The following is a 26,217-nucleotide window of genomic DNA, read 5'->3' as shown; positions in this document are numbered from 1 at the left end:
GACCCGCGGCCATCAATGACCCGGCGCCCAAACCACCTTTACGGCGTTCAGCCCAAGCTCCGCCTCGCGCTCGGCGAAGCCCGTGGCGATGTCCGCAGCGTCGAAGAGATCCTTGGCCTTGGTAATCACGTGATGGTTACGCAACACGTGCCAATGGCCGTCGTGGGCGCAAGCAATTTGGTAATGGACTTCTGTAGCCATGGGGAAGCCTCTACCGTCGAGGGAGGAATTCCCAAGCATCGTGCCCGGTGAGCGCCCCTGTCAGCTATAGGACAAGCCTGAAATTAGTACTCAGGATTCCCTGACATTGCATGGGATTATTCCGCGACAGCCGCTCAAGTGCCCACCGCTGGCGCTTGGCGATGATGCCAGTGGTTACCCGCCGAACAGACGGCAAAGCGATCGGCATATCGCCGTACCGAGCCGCAGAAAACGGGCGCCTGCCACCCACCAGCACGCCACCGACGCATGGGCGAGGCGTGCAACCCCGTACCCGATGGAACACTCACGCACCGGGTGCGGCGTCCTTGGGTATATGCATGTCCAACCATTCCACGATAAACGCATCCAGCGCCACGCGCTCGGGTACGTCGAGGCCCGCTTCACGCACAAAGGCCGCTGCGGTTTTCATCAGGGATTGGCGCGAAGTGTGGGTGGCCTGGCGGGCGGCCGCCTGGCGCTGACGGAGCTGAACAATGTGTGCCGAGGGTTTCCCGGGCTTGGCGTACTTTTGGTAGCGGCGCAGCTCGTCGGCCGCCAGCTCGGTATCAGAAGCCGCCTGGAGAGTGGCCTGGCGCGCCTTCAGCAACGGCACCAGGGCGACGGCGGCCGGTGTCCAGGCGCCAGGCACTTGCGGGGTGCGCAGCAGGCCTGCCAGCGGCGATGACAGCACCGTGCTTCCCTCCTCAGGGGCTGCGCCGAGCGCCTGCTCCAGCGCATCAAGAAAGCGGGCGTAGGGAAAGCGCACGATGGGTGTCATGGGAGGTAGCCTTGCACGGGGAACGGCGCACGATACGCGGTTACGGCCAGCGCGTCCTCCCGCCGCCCGCTCAGGCCTCGCTGCCCAGGCGCAGATGGATACCCAGCTCCGTCGCCAGCTCGCGCATCGCCTCGGTATTGCGGCTCAGCGTCATCCAGCCAGCATAGACATCCTCGTCGGTGTCGCGCAGCCAGAGCGTGTAGCCATGCGGCGCCAGACTGTCGTACGCGACGCCCAGCAGCACGGAGACATCGGTATCGGCGTGGAACTCGTCCTCGTCCGGATCGCCCTCCCAATCGATGGCGATGTTCCAGCGCGCCACCAATTCGTTGATCACCTGCACCAGCGTATGCGTGTCATCGGCGTCCACCTGGAAGGTGGCGCGCCAATCCGCCACCTGCCCCACCATCGCCGCCACGTCCACCTCGTCCTCCGGCGTATCGCCCACCGCATCGCGGTATGCGGTGAACTGCTGGAAAGCGGAGTCGTCGTCGCCCGGATTGATCAACAGCAACAACTGCCACACGCGCGCGTCGAGCGAATCGTCATCGTCATCGTGGAAATGCGCGGTTTCGAAATCATCGTCAGATGAAGACATGGCTACAGCATCCAAAGCGGGGCAATGGTGCTTATTAGATCAGATGCGCGCCCCGATGCCTGCGCCGCCGCCCCGGCGCGACGTGCCGGTGGCCCGGGGGTAGGCCATCCGTGGCCTATAACTCCCTCTCCCTGATTCCCGTATCGCCTGCTTCGCCGCATCCATGGGCAGCAAGCGACCTGTATCCGTAGCGCTTCGCATCAAGCCTCGCGTTGACCGCCGGCTCAAGACCCCTGCTTTGCGCGCTCCGCATGAAACCACGAGTGGCATAGATCGGCGATAGGCCATAGGAGAGAGGCTCTATGACTTGTAAAAGTGCGCATGACTCGTTCTAGGAGCATGGAAGCGCCATCGCGCGGCAAGCTTATCGTTGCGAAAAGCAATGGGAATCAAGGGCGTACTGCCCGAGCCGTGGCGCCTGACTCAGCTATCACCCGATAGCCGCAAAGACACGGGCTCCCCGCTTTCGCGGCGATGACGGCACAACAAAGTCTTCGCTAGCTCAGCAAACATCGCCGGCCCCACGAAACGCTATGGAAGCGCGCAGTCGAACAAGCCGTCGATACCGAATCGGCTTCGCGCGATAGCCAACCGCTTGTCGAAGTATCCCCATTTGCAAACGCAGGGACGTCAACAAATCACAACGCGTGATTCCCATGGGAGTTACCGACGAGAGGACGGTAGAGGACGCGTCAAGGCGAGCTCGCAATGGCTCAACCGCCTGTTACCCAAAGCATCACCATCGCCGCCATGGCGAGTGCCGCGGGGAGCCCGATGATCGCCAGTTCGGCCAATGATCTGAGCCTTTACATCGCTACGATGAGGAATCGGCAAGAGCCCCTGTACTCTTGAATTTACTAGATCGCCAGAACTACGAGAACTGAATTCGGCTCATCGTGGATCCACCATGATCCTCGCGAATCCACTACATCTGAACCATGCGCCTTCACTTGTCGCAAAAAGCGCAACCGCACATTTTTCTTAAGCAGGTCGTACTTAGCTATTCACACGATCCGACTTAATCACTCCGATTGCTACTTATGCCCAGCTTGGGCGCAACCTGAAATGGATCACGTACCAACGAGGGTGCTGAAGCAACAAAACAAAAGGGCGGCATCTCTGCCGCCCTTGTTTAGATCAATCAAATCAGTGCATCGAGACCAATACTCACCCGCACTTGCTATACCCACAATTCAAGCAAGTCTGGCAGCCGTCCATCAGCACCAGTGCCTGGGTGTTGCACTTGGCGCAGAGGGTGGCGCCGGGCGGGAAGCCGCTGGCGGTTTCGGTATGGGTCTCTGTGGCGACGTCCGCCTTCTTGCCATTGGCGGCGGCCTCGTAGGCGGCGCGCTTTTCGGCAATCAGTTTGCGGGTGGAGTCGTCCATCTCAGGGTCGTGGATCAGGCCGATCATCTTCATGTGCTGCTCGATGACCGCGCCGATCTCGGCGACGATGCTGGGCATGTAGATGCCGCCCGCCTTGAAGTAGCCGCCACGGGGGTCGAACACGGCTTTCATCTCTTCCACCAGGAAGGTGATGTCGCCGCCCTTGCGGAACACGGCGGAGATGATGCGGGTAAGCGCCACGATCCACTGGAAGTGGTCCATATTCTTCGAGTTGATGAAGATCTCGAAGGGACGGCGCTGTTCGTGCAGGGTGCCGGCGTTGAGCACGATGTCGTTGACGGTGACGTACAACGCGTGCTCGAACAGCGGGGATTTGATTTTGTAGGTGGAGCCGACGAGCGTATCGGGACGCTCCAGGCTCTCGTGCATCTGGATCACTTCCGCCTTGGGCGCTTCCTTGGGAGCGGCCACGGGGGCGGCAGCGGCGGCGAGCGCGGCCTTGTCTTCGGGCTTGACGACGTTATAGCCCTTGATCTTTTTTTCGATCTTGATCGCCATGATGTGTGCTTCTTTTTGAATAGTGGAGGGCCGCTAGCGAAACCTGTTGCCACCCCGTTCTGGTGTTCTTCGGCTGCCGTATCAACGGGCCGGTGGGGCCTGGGGCCTTCAGTCGCTGGATCCCTGCGTTGGCAGGAATGAGGGGCTGGGGCGAGTGCTCTGGGTTGGTTAGCGGCGCCTTGGCGGCGCGCCTCGCTGAAACGATCCGGCCCGGCGGGTTGCGCCGAGCCGGACCGGACTACAACTTACTTACGGCGGGCGGCTTTCTTGGCCGGCTTGCGCGCGACCTTCTTCACGCCTGCCTTCTTGCTGGCAGTGGACCTCTTGACCGCCTTGGCGGCGGTCTTCTTACCGGCGGCCTTCTTGGCCGTCTTCTTTACGGCGGTCTTTTTGACCACCTTTTTGCTGCTGACCTTCTTTGCAGCCTTCTTGGCGGTCTTCTTTACCGCCTTCTTGGCAACCTTTTTGGCGACCTTCTTGGCAGCGGCTTTCTTCACCGCTTTCTTGACGGCTTTCTTGGCGACCTTCTTGGCGGCAGCCTTCTTCACCGCCTTCTTGGCGACCTTCTTGGCGGCGGCCTTCTTCACCGTCTTCTTGGCTGCCTTCTTGGCGGCGGCCTTCTTTACGGTCTTCTTGGCAGCTTTCTTGGCGGTCTTCTTGGTAGCGGCCTTCTTCACAGCTTTCTTGGCCGCCTTCTTGGCCGGAGCTGCCTTTTTGGCCGCTGCCGACTTCTTCTTGGCTCGGGCCTTCTTGGGCGCGGCTGCTGCCGGCACTTCAACGGCAGCAACTTCGACCGGCGCGTCTACGACCTGCACGGCTTCTTCTTTCACATCAAACTCGGTATCGATGGACATGCGTGTAATCCCCTCCGACGTGGATTCTGGAACTTGTATGGAGCCTTGCCTTCTAGGTACTCGGTGTCGTTTCCGCAAGCGAGCCGGCACCTGCCTATCAGGTACCGGCAGCTATATTAGAACTTTCCGTAATACCCTTCCTTCAAGGCATCGAACAGGTTGGCGGCGGTATGCATTTCGCCGTCGTATTCCACTTCTTCGTTGCCTTTCAGTTCCACAACGCTACCGTCTTCCAATTCGAAGCGGTAGAGGGTGCTCTCAAGGTCCGCTTCTTTGACCAGCACGCCTTGGAAGGCGGCGGGGTTGAAACGGAAGGTGGTGCACCCCTTCAGGCCCTGCTTATAGGCGTAGAAGTAGATGTCCTTGAAGTCTTCGTAGGGGTAGTCGGTGGGGACGTTGGCGGTCTTGGAGATGGAGGAGTCCACCCACAGCTGCGCAGCGGCCTGAATGTCCACGTGCTCCTTGGGCGAGATGTCGTCGGCGGCCACGAAGTATTCGGGCAGGCGGGTCCTGGCATCGTCGCTGAAGGGCAGCGCGTCGGCGTTGATCAGCGCGCGATAGGCCAGCAGCTCGTAGCTGTAGACCTCGACCTTTTCCTTGGTCTTGCGGCCTTCGCGGATCACGTTGCGCGAATAGTGGTGCGCAAAGCTCGGCTCGATGCCGTTGCTGGCGTTGTTAGCCAGGGACAGCGAGATGGTGCCGGTGGGCGCAATGGAGCTGTGGTGGGTGAAGCGGGCGCCGGTCTCGGCGAGCTGGGCCACCAGGTTGGGCGCCACGCTGGCAATGCGCTGCATGTAGCGGCTGTACTTGGCGTGCAGCACACGGCCGGGGATGGTGTCGCCGATCTTGTAGCCGTCGGTGACCATTTCCGGGCGCTTGCGCAGCATGTCGCCGGTGACGGTGTAGTCACGCGCGAGTACCGGGGCGGGGCCCTTTTCCTTGGCGAGGTCGAGGGCGACCTCCCAGCCGGCCACGGCCATTTCACGCGAGACGTCTTCGGTGAAGGACACCGCGTCGGCATTGCCGTAGCGCATCTTGAGCATGGTGAGCGTGCTGCCCAGGCCCAGGAAGCCCATGCCGTGGCGACGCTTGGAGAGAATCTCGTCGCGCTGCTGGGGCAGCGGCAGGCCGTTGATCTCCACCACGTTGTCGAGCATGCGGGTGAAGATCTTCACCACTTCGCGGTATTCGTCCCAGTCGAAGCGGGCCTTGGGGCCGAACGGGTCGCGCACGAAGGTGGTGAGGTTCACCGAGCCGAGCAGGCACGAGCCGTACGGCGGCAGGGGCTGCTCGCCGCAGGGGTTGGTGGCGCGGATGTGCTCGCACCACCAGTTGTTGTTCATCTCATTGACCTTGTCGATGAGGATGAAACCGGGCTCGGCGTAGTCGTACGTCGAGACCATGATCATGTCCCACAGGTGGCGGGCACGGATGTGGCCGTAGATCTTGCAGGCCACCAGGCCGTCGTCGCGCTCCACGTAGTTTTCGTGGGTGGGCCATTCGCGCCACACGACCAGGCTGGGATCGTGCAGGTCGATCTCGGTTTGTTCCTTGACGTGCACCGGGAACACCAGCGGCCAGTCCAGATCGTGCTCCACCGCCTGCATGAAGCCGTCGGTGATGAGCAGGGACAGGTTGAACTGGCGCAGGCGACCGTCTTCGCGCTTGGCGCGAATGAATTCCTTCACGTCCGGATGGCTGACGTCGAACGTGCCCATCTGCGCGCCGCGGCGGCCGCCGGCGGACGAGACGGTGAAGCACATCTTGTCGTAGATATCCATGAATGACAGCGGGCCGGAGGTATATGCACCGGCGCCCGATACGTACGCACCGCGCGGACGCAGCGTGGAGAACTCATAGCCGATGCCGCAGCCGGCCTTCAGCGTGAGGCCCGCCTCGTGCACCTTCTCCAGGATGTCGTCCATGGAGTCGCGGATGGTGCCGGACACGGTGCAGTTGATGGTGGAGGTGGCCGGCTTGTGTTCCAGCGCGCCAGCGTTGGAGGTGATGCGCCCGGCCGGAATGGCACCGCGGCGCAACGCCCACAGAAAGCGCTCGAACCAATGCTCGCGCAGCTCCGGGGTGGCTTCCACCTCGGCCAGTGCGCGGGCAACGCGTTGATAGGTTTCGTCGACGTTGCCGTCGACCGCTTCGCCCGACTTGGCTTTCAGGCGGTATTTCTTATCCCAGATGTCGTAAGACGCCGGTTGCAGCGGAATGGCTGCGATATCACGATTTACGGCTGGTGCACGCATGGTGCTCATCGGCTTCCTGACCTCCCGGTACGGCCTTGCGGCCCCGTGTTGGTTTCTTGTTCTTTACGGCTTAGCCGCCCGCGTCAGGCTAGGGCACCGGAGTTGGAAGCCAGCGCCATCGCACCACGGGACGTTCCCTGCCCGACCTCCGACAACTCCCCCCTTTGAGATGTCGCGTGACACCAGCTCTTGGGTTTGCGCCCCGCGCAGTCACACAAGATGTTGTGGTCGCGAACGGATGTGAACGTTACCCCCGAGGCGCCGGGTTGTAAAGTGATTTCGTCAGGATTCACCCACGGAACCGGTCGCCTTGTACTGAGTCGAACAACGATCCAAGTCATTGTGAAAAAGGAGCTTCCATGTTTGCCCGACTAGTCCGCCGAACCGCCCTGCTGTGCTTTGCGCTAGCCGCCGCGTCGCCTTTCAGCAGCCACGCTGCGCTGCCACCGTCGGTGGATGGCCAGCCGATGCCGTCGCTGGCACCGATGCTGGAAAAGGTGACGCCTGCCGTGGTGAATATTTCCACCAAGACGCGGGTGCAGGTGCGCGACCCGTTCTTCGATGACCCGATCTTCCGCCAGTTCTTTGGCATGTCCGGCTCGCCGCGCCAGCGCGTGGAGCAGAGCCTGGGCTCGGGCGTGATCGTGGATGCGGCCAAGGGCTACGTGCTCACCAACAACCATGTGGTGGGCGGCGCCGACGACATCACCGTGTCCTTGCAGGACGGACGCGACTTCAAGGGCAAGCTGGTGGGCACCGACCCGGATACCGACGTGGCCGTGGTGCAGATTCAGGCCACCGGCCTACAGGCGCTGCCGATCGCCGACTCCGCCAAACTGCGCGTGGGCGATTTTGTGGTGGCCGTGGGCGACCCGTTTGGCCTGAGTCAGACGGTGACCTCGGGCATTGTCTCGGCGCTGGGGCGCAATGGCCTGGGCGGCTCGGGCTACCAGAACTTCATCCAGACCGATGCCTCGATCAACCCCGGCAACTCCGGCGGCGCGCTGGTGAACCTGCGCGGCGAACTGGTGGGCATCAACACCATGATCTTCTCGCCCTCGGGCGGCAACGTGGGCATTGGCTTTGCCATCCCCACCAACCTTTGCACGGAGGTGATGCAGCAGCTGATCGCCAATGGCAAGGTCAATCGCGGCAACCTGGGCGTGGAAACGCAGGACATTACGCCGCGCATCGCGCAGGTGCTGGGCCTGAAGAGCAGCAACGGCGTGGTGGTGACCCGCGTGAACGCCGGGTCCGCCGCCGATGATTCGGATATCCAGGTGGGCGATGTGATCACCGCCATCGATGGCAAGCCGCTGCGTACGGCACAGGAGCTGCGCAACGCCGAGGGCCTGTTGCCGCTGGGCAGCACGGTCAAGCTCACCGTGCAGCGCAATGGCGCCAGCCGCGAAGTGAGTGCCAAGCTCACCCCGGAGAAGCTCGCCACGCTCGATGGCAGCCGCCTGGATGCACGCCTCTCCGGTGTCACCTTCAGCGAGCTTTCGCAGAGCCAGCGCGGCCAGGGCATCGCCGGCGTAGGCATTACCGGCGTACGCACGGGCAGCCGCGCGGCATTGGCGGGCCTGCAGAACGGCGACATCCTCATCGGCATCGGCAACCTGCGCGTACCGGATCTGCGCACGCTGCAGCAGCTCAAGGGAGTGAATCCGCGCCAGCTGGTGCTGGTGGTGTCGGGCGATGGCGGCGTGCGCTACGTGGACGTGCGCTAGGAGCACCCGTTCACGGTATGCGCCCGCCTTTCGGGGCGATCGCAAACGGCTTCCAGCACCGCGCTGACCGTCGCAGTTGAGCTGCGACGGTCAGCGGAGGCTGAGACTCGCTAACCGGTGATGAACAGGGTAGCGACAGCGTGTAGGCCATCGCAGTTTTGCGGCCCACAAGCACGTGAATTCGCTTGATGTTTATAGCTTAGCTGGCTGAAATAGCCGGGTTACACTGGCTTTCTGTTCTGCACGCGCGCCCTTTCCAGGCGGCTCGTGAACACCACCATCATTACTCGGGGTTCCAAACCGCCATGTCACTTCGTATTTCCCGCGTTCTCATCGCTGCGCTGTTCTGCGCATGCGCCGCCAGCGGCGCCATCGCCGCCGGCAAAACCACCAAGTCCAAGGCGCCGGCCAAGTCCGCCGCCTCCACGGCTCCCGCCCTGATCTGGCGCGGCGATTACGCCACCGCGCGCGGCGTGGTCGACGACGTGGCCAAGGCGTGGGAGAAGAGCGGCAAGGGCCGCATCGACATGCAACCGTTCAACACCGCCTCGGGCCTGGATGCCGTATCGCGCGGCCTCGCCGACGTGGCCGGCAGTGCGCGCGGCAGCGCGGGCGGCAGCGAGAGCGACCTGGTGTTCACGCCGGTGGCGTTCGACGCGCTGGTGATGATCACGCACCCGTCCAACACCGTGCCCAACCTCACCGCCAAGCAGCTGCACGACATCTACTTCGGCAAGATCACCAACTGGCGCGACGTGGGCGGTAAAGATGCCCCGATCAACCTGTACGCCGTGGCGAGCCCCGGTGACGGCGTGGAATACAGCCTGCGTCGCCTGATCTTCGGTCGCGGCAACCAGCCGGTGGCCGCGCCGCGCCTCTACGTGAATACGGCCAAGCTGGAAGAAGCCGTAACGCTCGACCCCAATGCGCTGGGCGTCACCACCCTGTCGGGCGTGGCCACCAACAGCAAGGTGCGCATGGTCAGCGTGGAAGGCGTGCACCCGAGCCTGGCCACCATCTCCGATGGCAGCTATCCGCTGTACACCCCGCTGTATCTGGTGACCAACCGCAACAGCCCGAAGGCCGCGCAGATCGAAGCCTTTATGGAGTTCCTGCACACCGATCAGGTGAAGGCGCTGGCCCGCCAGCATCAGCTGGTGCCGTACACCGATGCACCGCAGCTGGCCGATAACGACCAGGCCCGTCGCGCCAAGCTGCTCGCCGCCAACAACATCCCGATGCCGGCGGAAGACCCCGCCCCGGCCCCGACGCCGGTATCCGCCCCGGGCGCGACCTATGCCGCCGGTGCCGCGATGGCGCCGACCTCCGAGCACACGCAGGAGGCCAAGCAGGCCATGGAAGCGCGCAATACCGCCGCGGCCGATGCCAACAAGACCTACACCGTCACCAAGGGCGATACGCTGTCCACCATCGCGCAGAAGTACTCGGTGACCGTGGCCCAGCTCAAGAGCTGGAACCACCTCTCCAACGACACCCTGAAGCTGGATCAGGTGCTGCAGGTCAGCGGCAACTAAGGCGATTGCCGCGTGCGGATTCGCGCCCTCACCCTGGATCTGGACGACACCCTGTGGCCGGTACTGCCGGCCCTGGAACGTGCGGACCACGATCTGGACGCGTATCTGCGTCAGCACTATCCCCATGTAGCGCGCGCGTGGCCTATTCCGGCCATGCGCGCGCTGCGTGCCGAGGTTGCGGCCGAGCGCACCGACCTCGCCCACGATTTCACGACGCAACGTCATATCACCATGCAGCGGGCGTTCGCGCACTGCGGCATCGACGAAGCGCCGCTGGAAACGCTGTGGGATATCTATTTCTCAGCGCGCAACACCGTCGATCTCTACCCCGATAGCCTGCCCGCGCTGCAGCGCATTGCCGCCCGCTGGCCGGTGGCCAGCCTCACCAACGGCAATGCCGACCTGGATCGCATCGGCATACGGGCGCACTTTGCGCACCACGTATGCGCCCGCGACGCGGGCGTAGCCAAGCCCGACCCGCGCATCTTCGTGGCCGCGGCCGAGCGGCTGGGCATCGCGCCCGAAGAGATCCTGCATGTGGGCGACGATCCGGAGCTGGACGTGGTGGGCGCGCGCGACGCGGGCCTGCGCACCGCATGGATCAATCGCCACGGCCATCCCTGGCCGGGCGCACTGGGCACCGCCCCCGATCTGAATGTGCGCGACATGAGCGCACTGGCGGACTGGCTGGAAGCGCTGGACTGACCCCGGCCTCGCGCCGCATGCGCGGACGCGCCACCACTGCCGATACGAGCCATGCGGCGTCGCCAATCTCGCCCCGCAGGGCGAAAGCGCGCATCATTAGCCTCCCCTGTGGCATCGCGGCTATTCGACGCGCCGCGCTAAGGAAATCCATGTCTGTCCTGATCGAACGCAAGGCCGGCGAGCGCCAGAGCATCGCCATCGAAACTACTGACTCCACCCGGTTTGCCGCCGCCAAGCGCCGCCTTAGCGCCGCGCAGCGACGCTGGCTGGTCGATAGCGGCTTCGAGGCCGCACCCGGCACCTTCGCCCTGGTCGCCGACGAAAACGGCAAGCTGGTCCGCGTGCTGCTCGGCGTGGATGCTGGCGACGCACTGGGCGCGCTCGGCGCACTGGCGCGCACGTTGCCGGAGAATACGTATCACCTCGCCGACGAAGGCGTGCTCAAGGACACCGCGCAGGCGGCGCTAGGCTGGGCGCTGGGCGCGTATGAGTTCACCCGGTACCGCAAGGCGCGACGCGCGCCGGCCAAGCTGGCGATCTCCGCCGCCGATCTCGCCGTGCTCGCGCCACTGGTGGAGGCCACCACCCTGGTACGCGACCTAGTAAATACGCCCACCGAAGACATGGGTCCCAAGCAGCTTGCCGAAGCCGTGAAGCAGCTAGGCAAGGCGCACAAGGGCAAGGTGCGCGAATGGGTGGGCGACGAACTACTGAAAGCCAACTTCCCCACCATCCACGCGGTGGGCCGCGCCAGCCATCGCGCGCCGCGCCTGATCGAGCTGACCTGGGGCAAATCCAGCGATCCCAAGTTGGCGGTGGTCGGCAAGGGCGTGTGCTTTGACACCGGCGGCCTGGATCTCAAGCCTGCCGACGGCATGCGCTGGATGAAGAAGGATATGGGCGGCGCCGCCCATGCCATCGCGCTCGCCGGCCTCGTCATGCAGGCCAAGCTGCCGGTGCGCCTGCAGTTGCTGATTCCCGCGGTGGAGAACGCCGTGTCCGGCGCGGCGATGCGTCCGGGCGAAGTAATCACCACGCGCGCGGGCATCTCGGTGGAAGTGGACAACACCGACGCCGAGGGCCGCTTGGTGCTGTGCGATGCGTTGACCTACGCCAGCGAGCAGCAGCCGGAACTGATCGTCGACTTCGCCACGCTCACCGGCGCCGCACGCATTGCGCTGGGCCCGGACCTGCCGGCACTGTTCGCCAATCGCGACGACGTGGCCGACCGCGTGCTGGATGCCGGCCGCGCGGTGAATGATCCGCTGTGGCGCCTGCCGCTGTGGCGGCCCTACCGCAAGATGCTGGAAAGCTATCTGGCCGATATGGCGAACTCCGGCGCCTCGCGTCACGCTGGTGCGATTACCGCTGCGCTGTACTTGGAGCGCTTCGTGCCGGAAACCACGCCGTGGCTGCATCTGGACACCTATGCATGGAATGACGCCGATCGCCCGGGCCGGCCACGCGGCGGCGAGGCGCTGGGCTTGCGCGCGTTCTTTGCGTTTCTGCAGCAGCGCTATACGCGCTGAACGTGGCGCCGTGGCGGCGACGTGCTTTTCTCCGTTGAAAGGCACGTCGCGCAGGAATGACGAACTGAGGGGGGCAACGACGTTTGGGTTCGTCACTCCTAAGCGCCACGCTCGTAGCGCGTCCGACGGGGCGAGCGTCACGAGTCACTCACAGACGTTACGGCCGTTACCTGCCATAGCGCGCTCAGGCACCCCGCGGGGGCGCGCTGGTGCCGCGCAGCCGCCGCGCCAAGGTGCGCAGACCGCGGACGATCTTCGGCACCAGCCACAGCAGGAACAACACGAAGATGCCCAGCAGTACCAGGAACACCGCCGGGTGCTGCCACATCAGATACATGCCGCCCAGCCAGGAAACGTCCTCGCCGACACTGGCGCCCCAATTACTGAAAGGCTCGGGCGAGGTATTGATGAGCGCTCGGCCGCCAGTCTTTGCCAGATGCGTACCTGAGGCCAGTGCGCCACCGAGCAGCGCGGCCGCGAACTGGGCGCTGGCTCCGGAGTCACGAAATACCCCCCAGGCCAGCAATGCGCCGGCCGGCACGCGAATGAAGGTGTGCACGGCATCCCACACGCTATCAAAGGCCGGCACCTTATCAGCGAGAAATTCGCCCAGGCCCAGCACACCCGCGATCACCAGCACCCAGGTATCGGTGAGCAACTGCAGGCCGTCCGGCAGGTGCACGTAGCCCAGGCGGCCCAATAGGCCGGCGATGAACACCGTGGCATAAAGACGAAAGCCGCTGGCCCATGAAAGGCCACCCGCCAGCGCCAGGTTCTGCAGCGTATCCATCAGCCTCTCCTCGAGTACGAGGCGAACCGCGTCCGACCCAGCATGCGCGCACGGCACGCCTCACCACAAGCAAAGACATCGGCCCGCGTCTCGACCATGACTTTCGGCGATGCCCACGACCGGCGCGGGCTGTCATCCTGCGGGTTTGCCTTGCTACGGACTTGCTTCATGCCCCTGCCACGCCTGCGTATGCTTTCCTTCGTCCTCTGCGCCGCACTCGGCAGCCTTGCCCACGCGGATGACGCCAAGCCGCCGATGCAGCCGCCGCTCAGCGAGCAAACCATGCGCTCCGGCGGGCAGATGCCTATGGAGCAGCAGCGCCTGCATTTCGATCACGCGGAACTGCATTTCAGCGTGGACCCGACGCAGCAGCGCCTGGATGCCAGCGCCAAGCTCACCTTCAGCGCGCGCGAGGCCACCGACGTATTGCTGCTGGATCTGGACCACAACCTCGCCATCAGCCACCTGAGCGTGAATGGCAAGACGCTGGCGCCCACGCAATGGAGCAACCCGGATGGCCGTCTGCGCATCCCCTTGCCCACGCCGCTGACCAAGGGCGGCAAGGCCGTGGTGGAGATCCGCTATGGTGGCAAACCGCATGTGGCGCAGAAAGCACCGTGGGATGGCGGCTTTGTTTGGAGCCATACCGACGACGGTCAGCCGTGGATCGCCACGGCGGTGGAAGGCGAAGGCTGCGACCTGTTCTGGCCGTGCATCGACCATCCGCAGGGCAAGCCCGATCTGGTCGATACCTATATCACCGTACCCAAGGCGCTGGCGGCGCCTGGCAACGGCACCTTGGTGGACATCAAGGACCACGGCGCCACGCATACTTATCACTGGCGCGCCAAGCACCCCACCACGTATGCCATCTCGCTCAACATTGGGCCGTTCGACGTGCTCAAGGGCGATTACCACAGCCGCTACGGCAACACGATCCCGATGCAGATGTGGTACCTGCGCGGCCACGAAGCGCAAGCCAGGCAGTTGTTCGGCGAGTTCCCGCGCATGCTGGATTTCTTCGAGCAGGAAATTGGCCCCTACCCGTTCGGCGATGAAAAGATGGGCGTGGTGGAAACGCCGCACCTGGGCATGGAACACCAAACGATCAACGCCTACGGCAACGGCTATCCGCGCAGTGAGTACGGCTTCGACTGGTTATTGCAGCACGAGTTTGCGCATGAATGGTTTGGCAATCAGGTGACCAACGCCGACTGGGACGACATGTGGATCCACGAGAGCTTCGGCACCTACATGCAGCCGCTGTACGGACAGTACCTGTATGGCGACATGCCCTATTTTTCGATGCTGCAGAACGAGCGCGCGATGGTGAAGAATGCCTATCCTATCGTGGCGGGACGCAGCCAGTTCGAGCACGAGGTGTACGACGCCCAGCATGGCCCGGGCAACGACATCTATTACAAAGGCTCGCTGATGCTGCACAGCCTGCGCCAACTGATCGGCGACCCGGCGTTCTTCGAGAGCGTGCGCCGTCTGGTGTACGGCCGCGCCGACCCCAAGCCCGGCAATTTCGCGCCGCACTATGCCACCACGCGCAACTACATCGACATCGTCAAGCAAGTGACCGGACGGGACCTGGGCTGGTTCTTCGACGTGTATCTATACGAGTCCGCGCTACCGTCGCTCGACACGACACAGGACGGCGCGACGCTGCGCCTGCATTGGCTGGTGCCGCACGACAAACCGTTCCCGATGCCGGTAGAGGTGCAAGTGGGCGACAAGCTGATCGAGTTGCCGATGACAGATGGCAGCGGCAGCGTGGAAGCTCCCGCAGGCACGCTGGTGATCGTTGATCCGCGCAGCAAGCTGCTGCGCGACTTGCCGCACTTCGCCGAGTATCAGCAGTGGCGTAAGGAGCAGGCGGAGAAAAAGGCCAAGACGGCCAAGTAAGACTTCCTGTAGGGGCGCACCCTGGGCGCGACAAACGGCGAGGGCGATCGCCGGGGGGCAGTGCGCACAAGGTGCGCTCCTACAGGTCAGCCAAACCGGGATGCCACACCACGGGCAGCCCTCTGCCAAGGGCTGTCCGTGGGTGTCCCCGTTCAACTCAGCTCTGGGAGGATGTGTCGGCCGAATCGGCCTCGTCGTCCTTCTTGCCCAGCAGTTCTTCCAGCGCGCCGGTGCCCTTGAAGCCGGCGACGGCGGCCACGCCCTTGGTCAGCAGCGAAGCGTTCGGATCCAACTTCTCCGCGCCTTCGACGGCCGCCACGGCGCCAGCGACTTCACCCAGGGTATCGAGAATGCCCATGACCATCTCCACGTTGAGGTAAGCACGTTGGCGCCAGCTTGTGCCGACACCTGCAGCGAAACCATCGGAATCGTCCGACCGCAGAGGGATTGCCCATAAAAAAACCCGCACACGCCGGTGGCGCATGCGGGTTCAAGGCCTTTCAGCCTGGGCGAGCGCTTAGTGCGTCGCTGGCTGCGTGGGCTTTTCCGGCGTGGCCGAAGCCGACGCCGTGGTGCTGTTGGAGTAGCGACCGCCATAGGGCAGCACTTCTGCCGCGAGCTTGCTGTCGCCCTTGATCAGACCCACCGCATCGAACAGGATGTGCGCGGTTTCATCCAGCTGCGGATCGGCCGCCTTCTTGGCGTCCTTTTCCTGCTTCAGCTCGCTCTTGAGGCTGCGCTCGTTGGCGTTGAGGCCATCGTCCACCGCGGCATCCTCGTCCACGGCGACATCGCCATCGATCGCCTTGTGACGCGCGCGGAAGTCGGCCTGTATCGCGTCCTGCTCCTTACGCTCAGCCTGACGCTGGGCGAAATTGAGCGAGATGGTGGTCTTGTCACGCATCTTCCGATACTGCGCCAGCTCGTCCAGCATCAGCTTCCAGCCCGGTGCGGTGGTCACACGTGCATCGTGCTTGGCTTGCAGCTGCCCCAGGTAAGCCTTCAGATCGGCCACCGGCTTGTAGTCGGCGGGCGGAATCTGCGTCCACGGCAGTGCGTTGTCGTAGGTGGACTCGCCGAAGTCCTTCTCGTCGCCGTTCTTCGGATACTGGATATCCGGGGTGACGCCCTTGAGCTGGGTGGAGCCGCCGTTGATACGGAAGAATTCCTGGATGGTCATCTTCAGTTCGCCGAACTGCGGCTTCTCACTGTTGCTGCGGGTAAAGCGATCCAGATCGACCAGGTTCTGCACCGTGCCCTTGCCGAAGGTCGGCTGGCCGATGATCAGACCGCGGCCGTAATCCTGGATGGCTGCCGCGAAGATCTCCGAAGCCGAAGCCGAACCACGATTGACCAGCACCGCCATCGGACCGCTCCAGGACATGCCCGGATCGTCATCGCCCTGCACCTGGATTTCGCCGCGGGCATCGCGCACCTGCACCACGGGACCGCGGTCGATGAACAGGCCGGTGAGTTCATTGGCTTCCGCCAGCGAGCCGCCGCCGTTGTTGCGCAGATCCATCACCACGCCTTCCACGCCAGCGGCCTTGAGCTCGCCGAGCAGCTTGGCAACGTCGCGGGTGGCGCTCTTGAAGTTCTTGTCGCCGTCGCGACGCGCACCGAAGTCGGAGTAGAAGCTGGGCAGGTCGATCACGCCGATCTTGCGGGTGACGCCGGCGTCCTTGACCTCGATGATCTTCTTCTTGGCCGCCTGCTCCTCGATGCTCACCTTCTGGCGCACCAGGGAAATCATCTCGTGCTTGCCATCCACGCCCGCGTCGGACGGCAGAACCTCCAGGCGCACCGTGGTGTTCTTCTTGCCACGGATGTGCTTGACCACGTCGTCCAGGCGCCAGCCGATCACGTCGACCATCGGGCCGTTTTCGCCTTCGCCGATGGCCACGATGCGGTCACCCACGTGCAGCTTGCCGGACTTGGCGGCCGGGCCGGCCGGCACGATCTCGCGGATGGCGGTGTACTCGTCGCGTGCCTGCAGCACGGCGCCGATGCCTTCCAGCGAAAGCTTCATGGCGATATCGAAGTTCTCCGCCGCGCGGGGACCGAGGTAATCGGTATGCGGATCGGTGGACTCGGCATAAGCGTTCATGAAGGTCTGGAAGGCGTCTTCGCCATCCAACTGCTTCACGCGGTCAATGTAGCCGGCGTAGCGCTTGTCCAGCGTCTTGCGGATGTCATCGTCGCTCTTGCCGGCGAGCTTCAGGCGCAGCCAATCGTTCATGGTCCGCTGGCGCCACAACGTGTCCAGCTCGGCCTGGTCCTTGGGCCAGTCGGCCTTCTTGCGGTCGTAGTTGTAGCTTTCGTTGGTGTTGAAGTCGAAGCCCTGCTTGAGCAGGCCGCGCGCATAGTTCATGCGGTCGACCGCGCGCATGACGTACAGATTGAACATCGAGAACGGACCGCCCAGGTCTTGGTTCCAGATGGCATCGTCGAACTGCGTCTTCAGCGGCGCGAACTTGGCGAGGTCGGCCTGGGTGAAGAACACCTTTTCGCCGTCGAGGCTGTCCAGATACGCCTTGTAGATCTTCTGCGACATCGCATCGTCGAGCGGCTGCGCGTCGTAGTGGAAGCGGGTGAGGAAGCGTGCGGACAACTGCGCCGCCTGCGCCTGCGTGGTAGTCGGCTTCAACGGCAGCGTGGAGAACTTGCGCGGCGCGCTGTCATCGGTGAGATCGGCAGCTGACTGCGCATGGACACCGACACCGGTGACGGCAAGAGCTAGCAGCAGGGCAAGCGAAGGGCGCAGTTTCATAGAGTCTCGATGGCGTGCCAAGTCGGTTAGGCGTGCTCGGTGACACCCGCGGCGTGAGCCTGCAGGTCAGCGTGGTAGGACGAACGTACCAGCGGACCGGACGCGACGTGATGGAAACCCATCGCTTCGCCCGCTTCACGCAGGGATTCGAACTCTTCCGGCGTCCAGTAACGGATCACCGGGTGATGGTGCGGCGTGGGCTGCAGGTACTGACCGATGGTGATCATTTCGACGTCATGCGCGCGCAGGTCGCGCATGGTTTCGAGCACTTGCTCCATCGTCTCGCCCAGGCCCAGCATGATGCCGGACTTGGTGGGCACGTCCGGATGCTGCGCCTTGAAGCGCTTGAGCAGGTCCAGCGACCACTGGTAGTCGGCACCCGGACGCACTTCGCGGTAGAGGTGCGGCACGGTTTCCAGGTTGTGGTTGAACACGTCCGGCGGGAAGTCCTTGAGCACTTCCAGCGCGCGCTCCATGCGGCCCTTGCCGCGGAAGTCGGGCGTGAGGATCTCGATCTTGATGCTGGGGCTGGCGTGACGCACCGCGCGAATGCAGGCGGCGAAGTGCTCCGCGCCACCGTCTCGCAGGTCGTCGCGATCCACCGAGGTGATCACCACGTACTTCAGGCGCATGTCACGGATGGTCTCGGCCAGACGCGCCGGCTCCAGCGGATCGGGCGCGGCCGGGCGGCCATGAGCCACATCGCAGAACGAGCAGCGACGGGTGCAGACCTCGCCCAGGATCATGAAGGTGGCCGTGCCCTTGCTGAAGCACTCGTGGATGTTCGGGCACGAGGCTTCCTCGCACACCGTCACCAGCGCGTTCTCACGCAGGCGCGCCTTGAGCTGCTGCACGGCATTGCCCTGGGGCAGACGCACGCGGATCCAGCTGGGCTTGCGCAGCGTGGGGACGCTGGTGTCGAAACCGGCACGATTCAGCCCGATCTTGTCGTTGCCCAGCTGCTTGTCGGGCGCGCCGGCAACCACGCTGATCGGGATGGCCTTGGAAGTGGAAATGTCGCTCATGTAGGCAGACTCAGACCGCTACGCGAGCGGGTAGTTCAGGGAGTATGGGGGCAGCCTGCTCGGCGACGAACCCGAATTGGCGGCAGAACTCTTCCACCAGGGTGTCTTCGACGTCCGTCAGGCGCGACGGGCCGCCCAAGTCTACCACCTGCGTGACCGCCAAGCCCTTGTAGCCGCAAGGATTGATGCGGTGATACGGCTCCAGGTCCATGTCCACGTTGAAGGCCAGACCGTGGAAGCTGCACCCCCGGCGCACACGCAGCCCCAGGGCGGCGACCTTGGCGCCAGCCACGTAGACGCCCGGGGCGCCCTCCAGCCGGTCCGCGCCGATGTTCCAATGCCCCAGCGTATCGATGATGGCCTGCTCGATCTTGTTGACGAGCTCACGTACGCCAACGCCGGCCCGGCGCAGGTCGATCAGCGGGTAACCCACGATCTGGCCGGGACCGTGATAGGTCACCTGGCCGCCACGATCTACCTGGACCACGGGGATGTCACCGGGCGCCAGCACGTGTTCCTGCTTGCCGGCCTGGCCGAGGGTGAACACCGGGTCGTGTTCCAGCAGCCACAGCTCGTCGGGGGTATCGGGACCCCGGTTGTTGGTGAATTGGCTCATCGCCTCCCAGGTCGCAGCATAGGGCTGGCGACCGAGGCGACGAACGTTGAGCGGCAGGGACATGGGGGCGGGACCTGGCGACGGAGCTGATTATTTGCGGTCGTGAGACCGACCTTGCAAGGGCTGGAAGTCACCGCAGACCCGGCGAGCCGCCGGGTCGCGAGGCCCGTTACAGGGTGTAGCGGATATCCGGATCGGCCCGCAGCACGCTGTGGGCCATGTCGTACTGCTCACGGGTATCGCAGCGGAAGCTCACGGTCACCGAGATGAAGTTGCCCTCTCGCGAGTGACGATGCTTCACCGTCTCGTGCAACACGTGCACGCCGATGCCTTCCAGGATCTGCGGCACGCGGGCCTTCAGGTCCGCGCTGGCGTTACCCATGGCAGTGATCTCGAACTCGCCGGGAAACTGGAAGCCCTGCCCTTCTTGCTGGGCCTGGATGGTGTCGATATCGCGCATTACGCTTCCTCCATCACTTGGCGGCGTCGGGCTTCTTGTCGCTGTGGAACCACAGCATGATGCTGTCCCACAGGCGAGCGAAGAACCCCCCTTGAGGCGCATCGGCCAGCGCGATCAGCGGCACATTTTGCACCGACTGGCCGTCCAGCGTGATACGCAACGTACCCACCTGCTGGCCCTTGGTAAACGGTGCAACCAGGGTGGCGGGGGTATCCATGGTGGCCTTGAGCTTGTCGTAGTCGCCGCGCTTGACCGTGACAAGCACGTTGTCGGCTACGCCCAGCGGCAGTTCGTTGCTCTGGCCCTTCCACAGCTTGGGCGTGGCAAGCGGCTTGCTGGCGTCGTACAGCTTGTGCGTTTCGTAGAAACGGAAGCCGTAGTTCATCAGCGCCAGCGCGGCATCGGCGCGCGCCTTCTCGTTGGAGGCGCCCATCACGATGGCGATCATGCGGGAGTCGCCCTGCTTGGCCGAGGCGGCCAGGCAGTAACCAGCGGCAGCGGTATGGCCGGTCTTGATGCCATCCACGGTCGGATCGCGCCACAGCAGCAGATTACGGTTGTGCTGCTTGATGCCGTTCCACTCGAAATCCTTGATCGCGGAAATCGCGTAGTCCTCAGGGAAATCGTGAATCAGCGCGCGCGAAAGGATCGCGATGTCGCGCGCCGTGGTGTAGTGGTTGGCGATCGGGTAGCCCGACGCGTTCTGGAAATTCGAGTTGGTCATGCCCAGCTGCTTGGCGTAGGCATTCATCAGGTTGGCGAACGCAGGCTCGGAGCCGGCGGTGTGCTCGGCCAGCGCGATGGCCGCGTCGTTGCCGGACTGGATGATCAGGCCGTACAGCAGATCCTTCAGCGGCACCTGACTGTTGAGCTTGAGGAAGCTGGTGGAGCCGTCGGTGCCCGCACCGCCGCCGCGCCAGGCGTTCTCGCTGATGTTGACCGGGTCGGTCATCTTGATCTTGCCGTTGGCGACCTCGGCCGAGACCACGTAGTCGGTCATGATCTTGGTGATGGAGGCCGGCTCCACGCGCAGGTCCGGATCCTTCGAGGCGAGGATCTGGCCGGTGGCGTAATCCATCAGCACCCAGGTCTTGCCATCCACATCCGGCGGCGGCGGAACCGGCGCCTCCGGCATCACCGGGCGCGGCACCGGCGCGGGTCGCGGCGGCGTTTGCTGGGCGAAGGCGGCGCCGACGACCAGGGCGGCGACGGCAAGCGAAGACAGGGTACGGCGGATCAGATTCATCGTTCGGTTCAATCCAATGCAGTATGACGGCGCCTGAGACGCCGCCGAATTTCAATTGCTCAGTCTACCGCGACCTGTGGCCGCGGCAGCCCCATTCCTTCGATACGCGAGGTCACATCGTCGGCTTGATCGACGCTGGCCAGCGGGCCAACGCGCACGCGACGGATATTGCGACCGTTGATTTGCGCATCCACCACCTGTACGGGCGCAAAATTGGCCGCACGCAACTGCTGGGCCACGCGCTCGGCGTTGCCGACATCGGAGAATGCGCCCACCTGCAGGAAAATGCCTGGCCCCGGGCTGGCCGGTTTGGGCGCAGGCGGAGGCGGCGGCAGGGTTTGCGCGGTCAGCGGCTGGCTCGGATCGATGGCGCGTACTTCCACCAGGCCGGTGCCCTTGGGCCACACGCCGATCTTCACGGCGGCAGCGAACGACAGGTCGATCAGGCGGTTTTCATGAAACGGACCGCGATCGTTGATGCGCACGATGACGCTCTTGCCGTTTTCCAGATTGGTCACACGGGCGTAGCTGGGCAGCGGCAACGTCTTGTGCGCGGCGGTGAACTGGTACATGTCGTAATCCTCGAGGCTCGAGGTTTTGTACCCGTGGAACTTGTTGCCATAGAACGAGGCGATGCCGCGCTCCACATAGCCGGCCGGGCTGGACAACACCGTGTAGCTCTGGCCCAGCACGGAGTACGGCGACTTGTTGCCGTAGAGGGCGCGCGGCTCCACCTTGGGCACCGGCTCGGGCAGCTTGCTCACATCCGGTGGCGGGCCGTCAGGCACGCTGTCCGCGTTATCGCGGTAACGGCTGCTCTGCGGCCGACTGGTATCGTCATTGATACCGCCGCGCGCACTTCCGCTACCGGTGCCGGACGAGCCGCTTCGCGTCACCGTGCCGCCACCATGGCTGGCGGAAGGTCGGGGCTTGCTGCCGCTACAGGCGGACAACAATGCGATCAGCAAAAGCGGCAGCGCCAGCCGCCACGTCATTGGGTGGCTTCCGGCGCGCCCGCGCCCTCGGCAATGGCCTGCGCCAACTGGTGCACGGCCAGCGCGTAAAGCGGGCTGCGGTTGTAAGTGGTGATGACGTAGAAATTCTGGAAGGTGAACCAGTATTCCTTGCCGTTGGCGCCATCCAACGATTGCAGGCTGGTGGGCTGACCGGGATTGATCGACTGCACCGGCGCATAACCCCAGGCCACCAGTTGCTCCAGCGGCCACTGCGGCTTGGAATCCTTCACGCTGATCGGACGGGCGGCGCTATCGGCGCGCGCTGGCGCGGCCACCAGGCCACCGGTTTGCCAACCGTGCTTGGCGAAGTAGTTGGCGACGCTGGCGAAGATATCGGGCAGCGAGTTCTTCATGTCGATGTGGCCGTCACCATCGGCGTCCACACCATAATTGCGGATGCTGGAGGGCATGAACTGGCCCCAGCCCTGCGCACCGGCATACGAGCCGGTGAGTGTGTTCACCGGACCGGCCAGGTGATTGTCGGGCAGTTCCAGCAAGGTCTTCAGCTCGGAGCGGAAGAACGGCGCACGCGGCGGGTAGTACAGGCCCAGCGTGACCAGCGCATCGAGCACCTTGTATTTGCCAGTGTTGCGGCCGTAGTAGGTCTCCACGCCGATGATCGCCACGATGTATTCGGGCGCCACGCCATACTGCTTGCCAATGCTTTCCAGCAAGGCACGGTGCTCGCGATAGAAGGCGATGCCCTCGTTGATGCGCTGGGGCGTGAGGAAAATAGGCCGGTAGTCCTTCCACGGCTTGGCCTCCGCCGGGCGGCTGATCGCATCGAGGATGCTCTGCTGCTTCTTCGCACCATCCAGCAAGGCACTAATGGCTTGTGGATCTCTGCCGGTGTCCTTGGCAACTTCCCGTACCAGCTGATCTTGTCCGGGGTGGGTTTCCGCGAGAACCGGGGAACACGCGGCGGCGAGCAACAGGCTCAACGCGGCAACGCGGCGACGAGTCGGGAGCGACGCGGGAATCGAGGGCATGAATGACTTCGCTGTCGTAAACGGCTTCAGGCAAAGCCTAGCACGCGCGAGGGTGTAAACCGCCCGGTACCGCGGACTTTTTGCCGATATCAGTCGTGCGTCTTGCGGTTGGCGTAGATCGACATCAGCACGCCGAAGCCGGTCAGCAGCGATACCGCCGAGGTGCCGCCGTAGCTCACCAACGGCATCGGAACGCCCACCACCGGCAGCATGCCGGAGACCATGCCGCCGTTGACGAACACATAGACGAAAAAGCTCATGCCGATGGCGCCGGCCAGCAAACGCGAGTACGTATCGCGTGCTTCCATGGCGATCCACAGGCAGCGGCCGATGATGAAGGCGTAAAGCAGCATCAGGCCGGCCACGCCGACCAGACCGAACTCCTCGGAGAACACCGCGAAGATGAAATCGGTGGTGTGCTCGGGGAGGAAGTCCAGGCGCGACTGCGTGCCGTGCTGCCAGCCTTTGCCAAACAGGCCACCGGAGCCCACGGCGATCTGCGACTGGATGATGTGCCAACCATTGCCGAGCGGATCGGACTCCGGATCGAGCAAGGTGAGCACGCGATTGCGCTGGTAGTCGTGCAGAAAGTGCCAGGCCACCGGAATCATCGCGCCGACGACGGCCAGCAGGCTGCCGATCTTCCACCAGCGCATGCCCGACAGGAACAAGGCAAACGCGCCGCCGGCCGCCACCAACAAGGCCGTGCCCAGGTCGGGCTGTTCGGCGATCAAGCCCGCCGGAATCGCGATGAGAATGCCCACCACGGCGATGTCCTTCCAACTCGGCGGCAGCTGCCGTGGGTGTAGATACCAGGCCACCATCATCGGCATGGCCAGCTTGAGCAGCTCCGATGGCTGAAACGACATCACCCCGAGATTGAGCCAGCGTTTGGAGCCACTGCGGATTTCACCCATCGCCGCCACCACCAGCAACAGCAACACGCAGCCGGCATAAAGCCACGGCGTCCAGCTGCGCAGCACGGAGGGTGGAATGCGCGAGATCGCAATCATCAGGACCGCGCCCATGACGAAACGGGCGGCCTGGCCACCGATCATCACCATATTGCCGCCGCTGGCGCTGTACAGCGTTATCAGGCCGACCATCACCAGCAGAAACAGGCCAAAGGCCAGCGGCAGGTCGATGCGCGGCCGGGTCATCACCCGGCGCAGGAAGCGCTGCAGGCGTACCTGGAGGGCGTCGATCATGGGTGACCTCCATCGTCGGGCGGTGCAGCGCTGCTGCTCTCGGACGGCACACCTGCCGGCATATCCGCCGGCGTGGCAACCGGCACGTCCTCTAGATCTTCCGCGGGCGCAGGAACCCCCGGACCCACCGGGAGCGTGGCCGCCCCGGCGTCCTTCTCGCTGGGAGCCGGCACTGCCCCACCCTGCGTGGCGATCCACGCCTCCATGGTCTTACGCACGATGGGGCCCGCGTCGGCCGCGCCCCAGGCGCCGGCCTCCAGCATCGCCGCTACCGCGATGCGCGGCGCTTCGGTGGGCGTATAGCCAATGAACCAGGCGCGGTGGCGCGCCGCCAGGTAGGCGGTGTTCCTATTGGTGTCGTAGTCGTTCGTGCGACGCGAGAAACGCTCCGCCGTACCGCTCTTGCCGGCCACGCGATAGGGAAAGCCAATGAAGATGGCCTTGGCCGTACCACCGGTGACGACGGCTTCCATACCCTGATTCACCACGTTCCACTCACTGGGCTTGCGAATGAGCGATGGGCCGGTCGCTGGATTGGGCAACGGCACGGGCTTTTCCTTTACCGCTGCGGTGGCCATGACCAGTCGCGGCGCGTACGGCGTGCCGTGGCCCGCGAACGTGGCGGTGACATGGGCCAGCTGCAAGGTGGTTACGTTCCAGTAGCCCTGACCGATGCCTGCGATGACCGTTTCACCGGGGAACCAGCCGAACTTGCTGCGCGTCGCCTTCCACTCACGCGAGGGCAGGATACCCACGGCTTCGCCTTCAAGATCGATACCGGTCTTTCGGCCGAAGCCCAGGCTGCCCATCCAGGCGGAGAGGCGGTCGATGCCCATGTCCAAGGCCAGCTTGTAGAAGTAGGTGTTGGTGGAGAGCTGGATCGCCCGCACCATGTTCACCACACCATTGCCGCCACGCTCATCGTCGCGATAGCAGCGCTGCTGACCCGGAATACAGAATTCACCGGTAGAGAGCACTGTGTCTTCCGGCCGGCGTATCCCATATTCCAGGCCACCCAGGGCCAGGAACGGCTTGACCGTCGAACCCGGTTGATAGGCGCTCTTGAGCGCGCGGTTGAGCAGCGGCTTGTCCTCCGCCGTGATGTAGGCGGTGTAATCGGCCTTGCTGATGCCGTTGACGAACAGATTCGGGTCAAAGCTGGGCACGCTGACCATGGCCATCACCTGGCCATTGCGCGGATCGATCGCCACCGCCGAACCCGGCCGCCCCTGGAATGCATCCGTCGTGGCCTTCTGCACACGCACATCGATGCTGAGGTAAAGATTTTTGCCTGGCGTGGGCGCGTGCGTCTCCAGCACGCGCTGGGTGCGTCCGTCCGCGTTCACCTCCACCAGCTCGTAGCCCGGCTCGCCGTGCAGCATGTCCTCATAGGAGCGCTCCAGCCCACTGCGGCCCACGTGACTGGTGCCCTTGTAGCGGTCAGCATCGAGGCGACCGAGATCGTCGGCATCAATACGCCCCACATAACCCACTACATGCGCGAACAAGGGCCCGTACGGATAGCGGCGCGTGAGATACGGCACCACATCCACGCCCGGGAAGCGCCAGCGATTGATGGCGAAACGGGCGATTTCGTCTTCGGTGAGGCGCAGCTTGAGCGGCACGCTGTCGAAACGGCGGTTCTGCTTGAGCTGCTTCTTGAAGGCATCGATATCGTCGTCGCCCAACGGCACCACGTCGCGGATCTGCGCAAGCAACGCTGGCATATCCGGCACCTGCTCAGGCACCACTTCCAGACGGAACGCGGGCACGTTATCGGCCAGCAGTACGCCGTTGCGATCAAAGATCAAGCCACGCGCGGGAGGAATCGCCCGCGGCTTCACACGATTGTTTTCCGAACGCAGCGCGAACTCGTCGTGGCGTTGTACCTGCAGATAGCTGTAACGCACCACCAAGGCGGAAAGCCCGAGCAGAATCAGGCCGAACCCCACCAGCGCGCGCATGCGAAACAGCGTGCTCTCGCCCCGGGAATCCTTGATCGAGCGTCGATGGAAGGACATGACGGCTTACTGGATGCGCAAACGCATGCGCAGGTCGTCCATGAGCAGAAACAGGAACGGCCACAATGCAGCACC

At 64.0% G+C, this 26,217-nt stretch carries 22 protein-coding genes; 5 read left to right on the top strand and 17 right to left on the bottom strand.

Annotation, left to right across the window (positions count from 1 at the left end; translation table 11 throughout):
* Window positions 1–12: 12 nt before the first annotated feature.
* The 6 genes from JHD67_RS14530 to JHD67_RS14505 all read right to left on the bottom strand — a co-directional run bounded on the left by JHD67_RS14530 (window position 13) and on the right by JHD67_RS14505 (window position 6,600).
* A complete protein-coding gene (locus JHD67_RS14530; RefSeq protein ID WP_199099946.1) occupies window positions 13–201 on the bottom strand; it encodes a hypothetical protein in 189 nt (62 codons plus the stop codon).
* Window positions 202–505: 304 nt separating this feature from the next.
* A complete protein-coding gene (locus JHD67_RS14525; RefSeq protein WP_199099945.1) occupies window positions 506–979 on the bottom strand; it encodes a hypothetical protein in 474 nt (157 codons plus the stop codon).
* A 70-nt stretch (window positions 980–1,049) separates the two neighbouring features.
* Window positions 1,050–1,577, bottom strand: a complete 528-nt coding sequence (locus JHD67_RS14520; RefSeq protein WP_199099944.1) for a hypothetical protein — start codon at window positions 1,575–1,577, stop codon at window positions 1,050–1,052.
* Window positions 1,578–2,744: 1,167 nt separating this feature from the next.
* Window positions 2,745–3,482, bottom strand: coding sequence for an NrdJb (locus JHD67_RS14515; protein WP_199099943.1), 738 nt, complete (start codon window positions 3,480–3,482; stop codon window positions 2,745–2,747).
* Window positions 3,483–3,727: 245 nt separating this feature from the next.
* Window positions 3,728–4,336 (bottom strand): histidine biosynthesis protein HisIE, encoded by a 609-nt coding sequence (locus JHD67_RS14510; protein WP_199099942.1) that lies wholly within the window; start codon window positions 4,334–4,336, stop codon window positions 3,728–3,730.
* Window positions 4,337–4,452: 116 nt separating this feature from the next.
* Entirely contained in the window at window positions 4,453–6,600 is a 2,148-nt protein-coding gene (locus JHD67_RS14505) for an adenosylcobalamin-dependent ribonucleoside-diphosphate reductase (protein ID WP_199099941.1), read from the bottom strand.
* Between the two features lie 458 nt (window positions 6,601–7,058).
* On the opposite strand from JHD67_RS14505, the gene JHD67_RS14500 reads away from it, so the two are divergent.
* From JHD67_RS14500 to JHD67_RS14485, 4 genes are all read left to right on the top strand, one after another.
* Window positions 7,059–8,321 carry a Do family serine endopeptidase gene (locus JHD67_RS14500; protein WP_233171905.1) on the top strand — a complete coding sequence of 421 codons (1,263 nt, stop codon included), beginning with the start codon at window positions 7,059–7,061 and terminating at the stop codon, window positions 8,319–8,321.
* 305 nt (window positions 8,322–8,626) lie between these two features.
* Window positions 8,627–9,856: a substrate-binding domain-containing protein gene (locus JHD67_RS14495; RefSeq protein WP_199099939.1), complete on the top strand. Its 1,230-nt coding sequence runs from the start codon at window positions 8,627–8,629 to the stop codon at window positions 9,854–9,856.
* Window positions 9,857–9,868: 12 nt separating this feature from the next.
* Entirely contained in the window at window positions 9,869–10,561 is a 693-nt protein-coding gene (locus tag JHD67_RS14490; protein WP_199099938.1) for an HAD family hydrolase, read from the top strand.
* 149 nt (window positions 10,562–10,710) lie between these two features.
* Entirely contained in the window at window positions 10,711–12,090 is a 1,380-nt protein-coding gene (locus JHD67_RS14485) for a leucyl aminopeptidase family protein (protein ID WP_199099937.1), read from the top strand.
* 184 nt (window positions 12,091–12,274) lie between these two features.
* Here JHD67_RS14485 and JHD67_RS14480 read toward each other — a convergent pair whose 3' ends face one another.
* The gene (locus JHD67_RS14480) at window positions 12,275–12,880 is read right to left on the bottom strand and encodes a DUF4126 domain-containing protein (RefSeq protein ID WP_199099936.1); all 606 of its coding nucleotides are present in this window, start codon (window positions 12,878–12,880) and stop codon (window positions 12,275–12,277) included.
* Between the two features lie 168 nt (window positions 12,881–13,048).
* Here JHD67_RS14480 and JHD67_RS14475 point away from each other — a divergent pair, with 168 nt between their 5' ends.
* Window positions 13,049–14,791, top strand: coding sequence for a M1 family metallopeptidase (locus tag JHD67_RS14475; RefSeq protein WP_199099935.1), 1,743 nt, complete (start codon window positions 13,049–13,051; stop codon window positions 14,789–14,791).
* 157 nt (window positions 14,792–14,948) lie between these two features.
* On the opposite strand, the gene JHD67_RS14470 is transcribed toward JHD67_RS14475, so the two are convergent.
* From JHD67_RS14470 to mrdA, 10 genes are all read right to left on the bottom strand, one after another.
* Window positions 14,949–15,149, bottom strand: coding sequence for a hypothetical protein (locus tag JHD67_RS14470; protein ID WP_199099934.1), 201 nt, complete (start codon window positions 15,147–15,149; stop codon window positions 14,949–14,951).
* Between the two features lie 159 nt (window positions 15,150–15,308).
* Complete coding sequence (locus JHD67_RS14465) at window positions 15,309–17,561, bottom strand: carboxy terminal-processing peptidase (protein WP_199099933.1); 2,253 nt, start codon at window positions 17,559–17,561, stop codon at window positions 15,309–15,311.
* Window positions 17,562–17,587: 26 nt separating this feature from the next.
* Window positions 17,588–18,586, bottom strand: coding sequence for a lipoyl synthase (gene lipA, locus JHD67_RS14460; RefSeq protein WP_199099932.1), 999 nt, complete (start codon window positions 18,584–18,586; stop codon window positions 17,588–17,590).
* Between the two features lie 10 nt (window positions 18,587–18,596).
* Window positions 18,597–19,265, bottom strand: a complete 669-nt coding sequence (lipB, locus tag JHD67_RS14455) for a lipoyl(octanoyl) transferase LipB (RefSeq protein ID WP_199099931.1) — start codon at window positions 19,263–19,265, stop codon at window positions 18,597–18,599.
* 106 nt (window positions 19,266–19,371) lie between these two features.
* Complete coding sequence (locus tag JHD67_RS14450) at window positions 19,372–19,662, bottom strand: DUF493 family protein (protein ID WP_199099930.1); 291 nt, start codon at window positions 19,660–19,662, stop codon at window positions 19,372–19,374.
* A 13-nt stretch (window positions 19,663–19,675) separates the two neighbouring features.
* Window positions 19,676–20,908: a D-alanyl-D-alanine carboxypeptidase family protein gene (locus JHD67_RS14445; RefSeq protein ID WP_199099929.1), complete on the bottom strand. Its 1,233-nt coding sequence runs from the start codon at window positions 20,906–20,908 to the stop codon at window positions 19,676–19,678.
* 59 nt (window positions 20,909–20,967) lie between these two features.
* Window positions 20,968–21,903 (bottom strand): septal ring lytic transglycosylase RlpA family protein, encoded by a 936-nt coding sequence (locus JHD67_RS14440; RefSeq protein ID WP_199099928.1) that lies wholly within the window; start codon window positions 21,901–21,903, stop codon window positions 20,968–20,970.
* The gene (gene mltB, locus JHD67_RS14435) at window positions 21,900–22,913 is read right to left on the bottom strand and encodes a lytic murein transglycosylase B (protein WP_199099927.1); all 1,014 of its coding nucleotides are present in this window, start codon (window positions 22,911–22,913) and stop codon (window positions 21,900–21,902) included. Before mltB ends, JHD67_RS14440 begins: the two co-directional genes overlap by 4 nt.
* Window positions 22,914–23,002: 89 nt before the next feature.
* The gene (gene rodA / locus JHD67_RS14430) at window positions 23,003–24,121 is read right to left on the bottom strand and encodes a rod shape-determining protein RodA (protein ID WP_199099926.1); all 1,119 of its coding nucleotides are present in this window, start codon (window positions 24,119–24,121) and stop codon (window positions 23,003–23,005) included.
* Window positions 24,118–26,142, bottom strand: a complete 2,025-nt coding sequence (gene mrdA, locus JHD67_RS14425; RefSeq protein WP_199099925.1) for a penicillin-binding protein 2 — start codon at window positions 26,140–26,142, stop codon at window positions 24,118–24,120. Before mrdA ends, rodA begins: the two co-directional genes overlap by 4 nt.
* Window positions 26,143–26,217: the final 75 nt, after the last annotated feature.

The sequence above is a fragment of the Dyella sp. ASV21 genome (genome assembly GCF_016428975.1).
Classification (GTDB): Bacteria; Pseudomonadota; Gammaproteobacteria; order Xanthomonadales; family Rhodanobacteraceae; genus Dyella.
The sequence above is the reverse complement of the archived record's forward strand: the minus strand, read 5'-3'. Positions and strand labels throughout refer to the sequence as shown.

Excerpts from the sequence above, each read along its gene's own strand:
- JHD67_RS14530 (WP_199099946.1), bottom strand. The coding sequence starts at position 201 with ATGGCTACAGAAGTCCATTACCAAATTGCTTGCGCCCACGACGGCCAT.
- JHD67_RS14525 (WP_199099945.1), bottom strand. The coding sequence starts at position 979 with ATGACACCCATCGTGCGCTTTCCCTACGCCCGCTTTCTTGATGCGCTG.
- JHD67_RS14520 (WP_199099944.1), bottom strand. The coding sequence starts at position 1,577 with ATGTCTTCATCTGACGATGATTTCGAAACCGCGCATTTCCACGATGAC.
- JHD67_RS14515 (WP_199099943.1), bottom strand. The coding sequence starts at position 3,482 with ATGGCGATCAAGATCGAAAAAAAGATCAAGGGCTATAACGTCGTCAAG.
- JHD67_RS14510 (WP_199099942.1), bottom strand. The coding sequence starts at position 4,336 with ATGTCCATCGATACCGAGTTTGATGTGAAAGAAGAAGCCGTGCAGGTC.
- JHD67_RS14505 (WP_199099941.1), bottom strand. The coding sequence starts at position 6,600 with ATGAGCACCATGCGTGCACCAGCCGTAAATCGTGATATCGCAGCCATT.
- JHD67_RS14500 (WP_233171905.1), top strand. The coding sequence starts at position 7,059 with ATGCCGTCGCTGGCACCGATGCTGGAAAAGGTGACGCCTGCCGTGGTG.
- JHD67_RS14495 (WP_199099939.1), top strand. The coding sequence starts at position 8,627 with ATGTCACTTCGTATTTCCCGCGTTCTCATCGCTGCGCTGTTCTGCGCA.
- JHD67_RS14485 (WP_199099937.1), top strand. The coding sequence starts at position 10,711 with ATGTCTGTCCTGATCGAACGCAAGGCCGGCGAGCGCCAGAGCATCGCC.
- JHD67_RS14480 (WP_199099936.1), bottom strand. The coding sequence starts at position 12,880 with ATGGATACGCTGCAGAACCTGGCGCTGGCGGGTGGCCTTTCATGGGCC.
- JHD67_RS14475 (WP_199099935.1), top strand. The coding sequence starts at position 13,049 with ATGCCCCTGCCACGCCTGCGTATGCTTTCCTTCGTCCTCTGCGCCGCA.
- JHD67_RS14470 (WP_199099934.1), bottom strand. The coding sequence starts at position 15,149 with ATGGGCATTCTCGATACCCTGGGTGAAGTCGCTGGCGCCGTGGCGGCC.
- JHD67_RS14465 (WP_199099933.1), bottom strand. The coding sequence starts at position 17,561 with ATGAAACTGCGCCCTTCGCTTGCCCTGCTGCTAGCTCTTGCCGTCACC.
- lipA (WP_199099932.1), bottom strand. The coding sequence starts at position 18,586 with ATGAGCGACATTTCCACTTCCAAGGCCATCCCGATCAGCGTGGTTGCC.
- lipB (WP_199099931.1), bottom strand. The coding sequence starts at position 19,265 with ATGTCCCTGCCGCTCAACGTTCGTCGCCTCGGTCGCCAGCCCTATGCT.
- JHD67_RS14450 (WP_199099930.1), bottom strand. The coding sequence starts at position 19,662 with ATGCGCGATATCGACACCATCCAGGCCCAGCAAGAAGGGCAGGGCTTC.
- JHD67_RS14445 (WP_199099929.1), bottom strand. The coding sequence starts at position 20,908 with ATGAATCTGATCCGCCGTACCCTGTCTTCGCTTGCCGTCGCCGCCCTG.
- JHD67_RS14440 (WP_199099928.1), bottom strand. The coding sequence starts at position 21,903 with ATGACGTGGCGGCTGGCGCTGCCGCTTTTGCTGATCGCATTGTTGTCC.
- mltB (WP_199099927.1), bottom strand. The coding sequence starts at position 22,913 with ATGCCCTCGATTCCCGCGTCGCTCCCGACTCGTCGCCGCGTTGCCGCG.
- rodA (WP_199099926.1), bottom strand. The coding sequence starts at position 24,121 with ATGATCGACGCCCTCCAGGTACGCCTGCAGCGCTTCCTGCGCCGGGTG.
- mrdA (WP_199099925.1), bottom strand. The coding sequence starts at position 26,142 with ATGTCCTTCCATCGACGCTCGATCAAGGATTCCCGGGGCGAGAGCACG.